This window comes from Ruminococcus sp. YRD2003 (assembly GCA_900109435.1).
Lineage (GTDB): Bacteria > Bacillota > Clostridia > Oscillospirales > Ruminococcaceae > Ruminococcus > Ruminococcus flavefaciens_G.
This window is the reverse complement of record FNZT01000003.1, coordinates 602171-610748: the sequence shown is the minus strand read 5'-3', so window position 1 is coordinate 610748 and position 8578 is coordinate 602171. Positions and strand designations below refer to the sequence as shown.

Annotated in this window: 12 protein-coding genes; 1 reads left to right on the top strand and 11 read right to left on the bottom strand. The window is 53.0% G+C overall.

Going from position 1 to position 8578, the window contains the following annotated elements:
- Positions 1-150: 150 nt before the first annotated feature.
- The 11 genes from BMX22_RS02785 to BMX22_RS02735 all read right to left on the bottom strand — a co-directional run bounded on the left by BMX22_RS02785 (position 151) and on the right by BMX22_RS02735 (position 8139).
- Positions 151-771 carry a DUF4190 domain-containing protein gene (locus BMX22_RS02785; protein ID WP_074740442.1) on the bottom strand — a complete coding sequence of 207 codons (621 nt, stop codon included), beginning with the start codon at positions 769-771 and terminating at the stop codon, positions 151-153.
- Position 772: 1 nt separating this feature from the next.
- Positions 773-1408 (bottom strand): hypothetical protein, encoded by a 636-nt coding sequence (locus BMX22_RS02780; protein WP_074740440.1) that lies wholly within the window; start codon positions 1406-1408, stop codon positions 773-775.
- A gap of 49 nt (positions 1409-1457) precedes the next feature.
- A complete protein-coding gene (gene metA / locus BMX22_RS02775) occupies positions 1458-2405 on the bottom strand; it encodes a homoserine O-acetyltransferase MetA (protein ID WP_074740438.1) in 948 nt (315 codons plus the stop codon).
- A gap of 27 nt (positions 2406-2432) precedes the next feature.
- On the bottom strand, positions 2433-2804 hold the full coding sequence (locus BMX22_RS02770; protein WP_074740436.1) for a hypothetical protein: 372 nt from the start codon (positions 2802-2804) through the stop codon (positions 2433-2435).
- A gap of 1 nt (position 2805) precedes the next feature.
- Entirely contained in the window at positions 2806-3537 is a 732-nt protein-coding gene (locus BMX22_RS02765; RefSeq protein ID WP_074740434.1) for a pseudouridine synthase, read from the bottom strand.
- Between the two features lie 10 nt (positions 3538-3547).
- On the bottom strand, positions 3548-4669 hold the full coding sequence (locus BMX22_RS02760; RefSeq protein ID WP_081349031.1) for a D-alanyl-D-alanine carboxypeptidase family protein: 1122 nt from the start codon (positions 4667-4669) through the stop codon (positions 3548-3550).
- Between the two features lie 61 nt (positions 4670-4730).
- Positions 4731-5147 (bottom strand): GerW family sporulation protein, encoded by a 417-nt coding sequence (locus tag BMX22_RS02755; protein WP_074740430.1) that lies wholly within the window; start codon positions 5145-5147, stop codon positions 4731-4733.
- A gap of 10 nt (positions 5148-5157) precedes the next feature.
- The gene (locus tag BMX22_RS02750) at positions 5158-6033 is read right to left on the bottom strand and encodes a hypothetical protein (protein WP_074740428.1); all 876 of its coding nucleotides are present in this window, start codon (positions 6031-6033) and stop codon (positions 5158-5160) included.
- Positions 6034-6056: 23 nt separating this feature from the next.
- A complete protein-coding gene (gene scpB, locus BMX22_RS02745; protein ID WP_074740426.1) occupies positions 6057-6725 on the bottom strand; it encodes an SMC-Scp complex subunit ScpB in 669 nt (222 codons plus the stop codon).
- Positions 6695-7453, bottom strand: a complete 759-nt coding sequence (locus BMX22_RS02740; protein WP_074740424.1) for a segregation and condensation protein A — start codon at positions 7451-7453, stop codon at positions 6695-6697. Before BMX22_RS02740 ends, scpB begins: the two co-directional genes overlap by 31 nt.
- Positions 7453-8139 carry a site-2 protease family protein gene (locus BMX22_RS02735; protein ID WP_074740422.1) on the bottom strand — a complete coding sequence of 229 codons (687 nt, stop codon included), beginning with the start codon at positions 8137-8139 and terminating at the stop codon, positions 7453-7455. The genes BMX22_RS02740 and BMX22_RS02735 overlap by 1 nt, the downstream gene beginning before the upstream one ends.
- Positions 8140-8346: 207 nt before the next feature.
- On the opposite strand from BMX22_RS02735, the gene rpmB reads away from it, so the two are divergent.
- Positions 8347-8535, top strand: a complete 189-nt coding sequence (rpmB, locus tag BMX22_RS02730; RefSeq protein ID WP_074740420.1) for a 50S ribosomal protein L28 — start codon at positions 8347-8349, stop codon at positions 8533-8535.
- The last annotated feature ends 43 nt before the right edge of the window (positions 8536-8578 follow it).

Sequence of the window (8578 nt, the reverse complement as noted above, 5' to 3'; positions counted from 1 at the left end):
ATCAGGAGAGTACCCCATAGGGGCAAAATTTGGACTAAAAGTCTTTGGAAAGGGGTTCGGGGGAGAACCTTTCTTCAGAAAGGTTTCCCCCGATATATGTCCCGTATTGCTTCTGTATGGGTACAGCCCTTAAAAGCGGGAGTTTTGCTGTTATATCGTTATCGGGTCTTCACCGTAGTTGGCGGGACGTGTGGTCGTCTCTTCACTGCGTTTATCGCTGCTGTCCGTGGTCACCGAGTTGCTGCTTCCGCTCTCGGAGGGAGCAAGCATCCATGCGTTCTGCTCTTTGTACTGTCCGATGAACTGTCCGTAGAAGTCGCTGAAGCTGTTCATACCCATTGAGTGCCATACCCAGTCGTACTTTGATGCACCGTACTTCTCGAATTCTTCGGGGACTTCTCCTGTTTCTTCATAGTCGTCGATGTACTCCTGTGCGTTCTCGGAGAACTTCATCATGTCTTTGAGCGGTTCGCTGAGGAATATCAGTGAGAAGAGGAGGGAGACTATCATCAGTGCGGAGACTATGATACCCGCTATCGCGAAGCCCTTGCCGTCCCTGTGTGAGGCGAGGGAGATGATGCCAAGCACAAGCGCGAGCACCGATACAAGCAGCAGGAATACGGTCACCGCAGGATATACGTTAAAGCAGCAGAGCAGTATCGGCAGGAGGCTGAATATGAAGGAGCATAGTGCGAAAGCAAGCCTTTTAGGCTGCTTTTCAGGCATTCTGTAGTAATTGCTGCCGCTCGGCTGCGGTTGCTGTGGGTACATATCAATATCCTCCTAAGTCTGATGTTTCATTGAAGAGTTCACTGAACATCGTAAATGCTGTCTTGCCCGCGATTATCGCGATGAACGCGAATACAGCGATGCATATCGCCGCCGCTGCCATTCTGTTCACGGGAGCTGTGTCGTCGCCCTCACATTTCTTTACCGAGCCCATTATCATGAGTGCAAGCACTATGCATATCGGGAGCATCAGGAATGAACCGAGGCAGCTTGACGCTAAACCGATGATGATGAATGCGGTAAACCACTTTGTTGCCTTCTGCTGTGCGGGAGACATCTTCGGAGTTTCGGCGGGGCGGTCGTATGTCCTGCCGTTGACAACGGTCGTCTGCACGGGGCGCTCCTGACGTGGGGCTGCCTGCGGAGTGTACTGCTGCATATGCGGCTTCGGGTACGGAGCTGTGCTCTTTGCAGCAGGCTGTCTCGGGGGCTGAGGGTAGGGGCTTGTCCGCGGAGTAGTATTATAAGCGGCAGAAGCCTGTCTGTCCACATATTCGTGGAACTGTCCCTCGTCGCAGAGATGCCCTGCGTGAGTGCCGCTGCGCTTTTCGTCCCTTATATCATCTACGACATCATAGTCCATTTCGTCTATCATATCGTATGATGATTCGTCTATCATTTGTCTGTCTCCGAACATACTGTTTCACGTCCTTTCGGGGAGGATTATATCAGAAGTTTGTTTCCCATGTCCAGCTGCGTATCTCGAGCTCGTCGAGATTGTATGGCGTTTTCTGGTATACGCAGTAGTTGAGCCAGTTCGAGAACATCAGATTCGCTGTGCATCTCCATGAGAAGAGGGGAGTCTGAGTCGGGTCGTCATTCGGGAAGTAATTGTACGGGAGCTGTATATCCAGCCCCTTTTCTTTATCGCGGAAATATTCGGCGGCAATGGTGTCACGGTCGTACTCCGAGTGTCCCGTGATGAAATACTGTCTGCCGTTTTTGTTGGCAACGATGTGTACGCCCGAAATCTCCGACGAGGTCAGTATCTCGAGCTGCTCGACCTTTTCGATGTCCTCGCGGCGCACCTCTGTATTGCGGCTGTGGGGGACGTAGAATATATCGTCAAAGCCGCGCAGGAGCTGGCGGTTCTCTATCTCTACCCTATGGGGGAATATGCCGAACATTTTCTGCTCCAGCGCGTACTTAGGTACGCCGAAGTGGTAGTAAAGTCCCGCCTGAGCTGCCCAGCAGATATACAGCGTTGAGAATACGTGTGTCTTTGACCACTCGAAAATGGTGGTTATCTCGTCCCAGTAATCGACCTGCTCGTATTCGAGAAGCTCAACGGGAGCTCCCGTGACTATCATGCCGTCGTAGCGGTCGTTCTTTATCTCGCTGAAGGTCTTGTAGAAGGCTTCGAGGTGGTGGTGCGAGGTGTTGCGCGACACGTGCGACGCCATTTGCAGGAGGTCTATGTCTACCTGAAGCGGCGTGTTGCTGAGCAGACGCAGAAGCTGACACTCAGTTTCTATTTTCTTTGGCATTATGTTGAGGATGATGACCTTGAGCGGACGTATGTCCTGATGCTCGGCACGCTCCTTCGACATTACGAATATGTTTTCTTCTCCAAGCGTTTTGAACGCAGGTAGTTCCGATGATATGCGTATCGGCATTCCCGACGCTCCTTTCTTTTGTCAGTATTACTTTTTGCAGTGCTCGCAGGCATTCAGGAAACCGTCCACATTCTCGCAGACATTGCTTCCCTCTGCGAGAAAGTGAAGTTTCACGAGGCTTGCGAGCTTGTCTTTTTCGGAGGGCTCGAATGTCATGGTCTCTATGCCTTTCATGGCGCTTTTGAGCATGACCGAGCGAACAAGTCCGTCGCACAGCATCAGGTCTCCGCCGTCGTCGAAGTCGTACACGACAGTGCGCTCTGCTTCGTAGGCGTAGGCGATGTAGCCGACAGCTCTGTTTCCGTCGAGCGCTTCCGTGATGTGGACATTGTTTATTCCTGCCGCGGCGATTATGTGCTCATAGCCCGCGGTATCAAATCTTTCCTGTATCTCGAGCATATCAGTTCACCTTGCCTATGGCAGTCCTCAGTGCGCGGAGCTCCTCGGCTGTAAGCTCGCGCCATGTACCAGGCTTGAGCATACCGAGCTTCACGGGTCCTATGCTTATTCTGCGCAGTCTTGCGACCTCAAGCCCTACAGCTTCGCACATCTTGCGTATCTGACGGTTTCTTCCTTCTTTTATAGTGATGAGCAGGACGACTCTGCCCTGTTCCTTTTCCTTTACTATGACCGATGCGGGGAGCGTCTTCCTGCCGTCGATGTCCACGCCCTCGGAGAGCTGTACGAGCTGGTCGTCGCTGATATCGGGGTGAACCGTGACTCTGTATGTCTTGGAGACGTGACGGCTCGGGTGCATTATGCTGTTTGCAAAGTCGCCGTCATTGGTGAAGAGGAGCAGGCCCTCGGAGTTGCGGTCGAGCCGCCCTATTGGGTAGACACGCTCCTCGACGCCGTCAAGCAGGTCCATTACACAGCGGCGGTCGAGCTCGTCGGATACGGTCGTGACGTAGCCGCGCGGCTTGTTCATCATTATGTAGACCAGATTCTTCTTGCGGGGCATATAGATGCGCTCTCCGTCTATGGTGATGATGTCCTTGCAGCCGCACTTGTCGCCGAGCTTGACGGGATGACCGTTGAGTCTTACCTTCCCGCGCGAAATGAGTTCCTCAGCCTTGCGGCGTGAGCAGTATCCGCTGTCGGCTATCATTTTCTGAATCCTTATCTTTTCCACGTTTTATCCTTCACCTTCCGAAAAATAGCGTTTTCTTCTTCTTTTTTGCAGGCGCGGACCTGTACTCTGCGTCCTCGGAGGCACACAGAGGTATGCGCCTTATCTCATGTCCGTCATAGCTGATGCTGAGTTCGCCGAGCTCGTCGCCCGCCTTGATGGGAGCGTATATGAACGGCGGCGAAATGACGGTATATGTCAGTTCGTCCTTGTCCGCGGCGAGTACCGTCACAGGCTCGGGCGGAGCTTCGGCACGGACGTGTATGCTTTCGTTTTCGCCCCCTGCGAGAGCGAGCGTGATATCCTGCGGCAGTTCGGGCTCGGCAGTATGTACCTGTCCGAAGGCATAGTCGTACATAGCCATGTGGTCGTTCCAGTCATTACGGTCGTTGAGCGTGACACAGACAAGGTTCCTGCCTCCGCGCTCGCACGCCGACACAAGACAGCGTCCCGCTTCGTCGGTGAAGCCGGTCTTTACGCCGTATGTGCCGCTGTACATCGACAGCAGCTTGTTCGTATTCCTCAGCCAGCGCGTGTAGGGCGGGTTGCCGAATTCGAGCTTTATGCTGTCAGATGAGCATATATCACGAAAAACAGGGTTCCTCAGTGCGGCAGAAGCAAGCAGCGCCATATCATAGGCGGACGAGCCGTGTCCTTCGCCTTCGAGCCCCGAAGGTGTGACGAAATAAGTCCTGGTCAGACCGAGTTCCTGCGCGCGGGCGTTCATCAGTTCCGCGAACTTCTCATTGCTGCCCGCGATGCGTACTGCTGCTGCATTTGCGGCGTCGTTCCCCGACGGAAGCAGCATTCCGCAGCAGAGCGCGTACTTCGTGACGATGTCGCCCTCCTGCAAGCCCATGGATGAGCCCTCGACGTGTATAGCTTCACTGTCCACGACAAACGGTTCGTTGAGACCGCCGCTCTCTATGCAGAGCAGTGCGGACATTATCTTTGTAGTGCTCGCCATGGGGAGCTTCTCGCCACTGTTGTGTGAGTATACGACCTCGCCAGTGTCCGCAGAGACGACTACTGCCGCCTTTGCCGAGACTTCCGGAGCTTCCTCCGCGTGCGCTACAGGAAAATGCAGTCCCACTGTCAGCAGGACCGCAGTAAAAGCAGGTACTAACCTTTTCATACGCATACCTCCGCAGTAAAATAACTGCTGAATTATATGCGGAAAAGGGCAGCTCTATGAATCAGTCGTTTATCACGATATCTCCGTCTTCCTCGGAGCTGCCTTTTCTCTTTGCGAGAAAGTCCTGCACCTTCTCTATGAGCGAAGGAACGGAGTTGATCGCGCTGGAAATGGGGTCATTCGTTGTTTCCATGCCGATCATCTTTGCTTCGCCGTTCGGTGATATAACGAGGAAGCCCTCGGGCTTGATGCTCACGCCTGCGCCCGCTCCGCCGCCGAAGAGGTCCTTGTCGTACTTGGAGGGCAGGTCGGAGCCGCCCGATGCGAAGCCGTAGGATATCTTTGAAACGGGTATGATCGTTGTGCCGTCCGCGAGTGCCATAGGCTCGCCGATGATAGCGTTGACGTCAGCCATTTCCCTTATCTTGTCGATAGAGATGCCGAGTATTTCGTGTACGGGTGTCTTTTTGTTATCCATAGTTTATTCCTCATTTCTGCCTTGCGGCTTGTTTCCTGAGCTTTCTGTCCTGCAATATTCCCGGTATAAGGAATTTGAACAGATATGTCAGCAGGAGCCCAACTCCTGCAACAACAGCGGTTATGGGGCGGAACTTTATCTTTCCCGCCGCGTCCCAGCGCGGTTTGTCGACCGCGAATCCGGGGGTTATATCAATTGTCTTCAGCTTGACGCTGAACAGCACGCTCAGCCATGCGAGCACGTTGTACAGCGCGCCGCTTATCCTGCCGTAGTTGAGCGCGCACTTATATGCGTCCTCGTTGGCTATGACGAAGTCGATGTACAGTCCGTGGAGCTTTACGCCCTTGAATATGCGAAGTATCGGACGGTCTGCCGCGCGGACGATGTCGAGCACGAAGTCTATCTTCTCGATAAGCGTTTTCGGCGGCTTTTCCTTTTTCTTCTTCTTTTTCTTGGAGCTCTCCTCCTCGAACGGCTCGTCGATGTCGTCGAAGCTGTCGTCCGCAGGCGGCGGAGCTTCCTCAGCCTCGGGCTTGACCTCTTCGGCTGTCTGCGGGGGCTTCTCCTCGGGGGGAGGGGGACTATCCGCGGGAGGCTCGCTCACCGTATCTGCGGGCGGCTCCTCGTGGGACTCCGCGGCACTTGTGGGAGCTGCCGCTTCCTCCTTGGCTTTTTTCTTCTCGTCGCGCTTCTTTTTCCATTTGAGTATCAGCGGGACGAGTCCCTTCTTCTCCGAATTATACAGCAGTATCACCGAGTAGTGCGCGCTGTAGGTGAGCTTGCCCTCAATGTAGCTGACCGCTCCCCTTATCGGCAGGCACAATATCAGTATGATAATGCCCAAGACGGCAAGAAGTATCCACAGCAGAATTTTCAGTACGATCATTCCTGCCGTTCTCCTTTCGTAGTTTAGTCGGTAAGTCCGACGTTTTCGTCCTCTTCATCGTGAGCTTCCGCGGGAGCCTCTGCCTCCGCGCTCTCTGCGGGGACTTCATCTGCGGCGGCTTTTTCATCTTCTTTTCCGCTGAAATCGAGCGGGAGCTGGTCGTCCTCGAGCGGGTCGCCTGTCCTGCCTCCTATCGGCGGGAGCTCGTCGATGGAGCTGAGTCCGAAGGTGCGCAGGAAAATCGGCGTCGTTCTGTAGACTATGGGCTTGCCCGGGACGTCGAGACGTCCTGCTTCTTCGACGAGACCCTTTTCGACGAGGTTGTTGACGACGGACGAGCTGTCTACGCCTCTGACATTTTCAACGAAGCTCTTTGACACGGGCTGGTTGTAGGCGATAATGGTTAGTGCCTCCATAGCCGCATTCGAGAGCGGTGTATTCTTTTTCGTTTCGAGCACGGCACGTATCTGAGGTGCATATTTCTCGCGCGTACACATCTGGTAGCTGCTGTCGAGTTTCTTTATGCAGATGCCGCTGCCGCAGTCGTCGTAGCGCTCGTTGAGCAGCCTTATCAGCTGAGGGAGAGCTCCCACGTCGATGCCGCTTGCCTGAGAAAGACGGTAGAGCTCCACAGGCTCGCCGCTCGCAAAGAGGATAGCCTCTACTGCGCCGAGTTTTTCTTTGATCTCCACTTTTTGCGTCCCTCTCTTTCCATTTCGCCCTTGAAGAAGATGATAGTGTTGTCCTCGCTGATGGTTATCCTGCCGAAGCGGGTGAGCTCCAGCACTGCGAGGAAGGTCGCCACTCTTGCAGAGCGGTCGGTAACGCCTTCATAGAGCTTGTCCATATATACCTCGCCCGTGGTGTAAAGCTCGCGGAGGATATGTACCACCTTCGTGAGCACGGGCACTATTTTGCGCTTTACAACTGAATTTATCTTGTTCTCGATATGAAGTTTCTGCGTATCGGGGCGCATTTTCTTGTTTGATATCGCGGAGTAAGCTTGTATGAGCCTTTCGGGCTCGTGTACGAGCGTATATGTCATATCCGCTTCTATCTCTATGGGCTCGCGGACGAAGATGTCGCTGCCGATGTTGCGCTCCGCGAGGGCTCTTGCAGCCTCCTTGCACAGCGACAGCTCGATGAGTGCGCCTTCGAGCTCCTTTTTCATCTGCTCGGCTTCCTCGGGCTGAGGCAGGAGAGCAGCGGTCTTGATATAGACGAGCCTTGCCGCCATTTCGAGAAATTCGCCTGCGAGCTCGAGGTCCTGCTTGTGGCACTCCTCGATAAAGAGGAGGTACTGCTCGAGCAGTTTTGATATCTCGATGTCGCAGATGTTGAGCTTGTGCTTGGTTATGAGTGAGAGCAGGACGTCCAGCGGTCCTTCGTAGACGTCAAGCTTGTAATTGATAGTCTCCATTAATAGCCCCACTTCAGCTTGGGAATCCACTTGACTGTGTCCCAGAGCAGGTCGGCAACAAAATTGCGTGCGTAGTAGAGCGGGTTCAGCCACGAAGGCATATAGCTCAGACCGATTATAACGAGGAAGAAGGTGATGGATATCTCGCGCTGGTGCTGGTGGAACCACCTGTCTACCTTGGAGGAGGTGAAGTAGCTGAGCACATTGTAGCCGTCGAGAGGAGGGAGAGGTATCAGATTGAATATCGCCAGACCGATATTTGTATGGTACAGGTATACGAGCAGCAGCTTCACGCAGCTTATGGGAGTTACAGCCGTTTCTATAGAGGCGTCATGACCTGCTTGCGTGGATACCAGTATCGCATATGCGAGCACTGCGACAAATGCAGCCAGTATGTTCGACACAGGTCCAGCAAGAGCTGTCAGAGCGATGCCCGCACGGTATTTTTTCATACGCATAGGGTTGATCGGCACGGGCTTAGCCCAGCCGAAGCCCGTAAATATCAAAAGGATAGTTCCGATGGGGTCGAAGTGATCCATCGGGTTGAGGCTTATCCTGCCCGCACGCTCGGCTGTATCGTCGCCGAACCACTTGGCAACGAGGGCGTGGGCGCTCTCATGTATCGGGATGACGAGCAGCAGTGTCGCTATTCTTGCAAAAAACCTTAAAATCGTATCTAAATCCATAAGAATCCTTTCCTGAACTGTATATACAGATATTCATATTTTATTATACTACATACTGAACTTTTTTTCAAGTAAAATAATAAAAATTTAGGCTTCTCAAAAAAATTTTGAGTTTTTTTCAAAAAAGGCTTGCATTTTTCTGAATGATATGATATAATAGTCACGTTGCTTAATTTGAAGCTAAGATCAATAAGGAGGTGCAGCCTGATGGCAAAATGTGATATCTGCGGAAAGGGAGTTACTTTCGGTATCAAGGTTTCCCACTCACACAGACGTACAAACAGAACATGGAAGCCTAATGTTAAGCGTGTTAAGGCTATCGTCAAGGGTACTCCTTGTCATATCTACGCTTGTTCAAGATGCCTGCGTTCGGGTAAGGTTGAAAGAGCTAACTAATTGTACTATGTGAGCATGGAGCGTTCCGTATGGAACGCTCTTT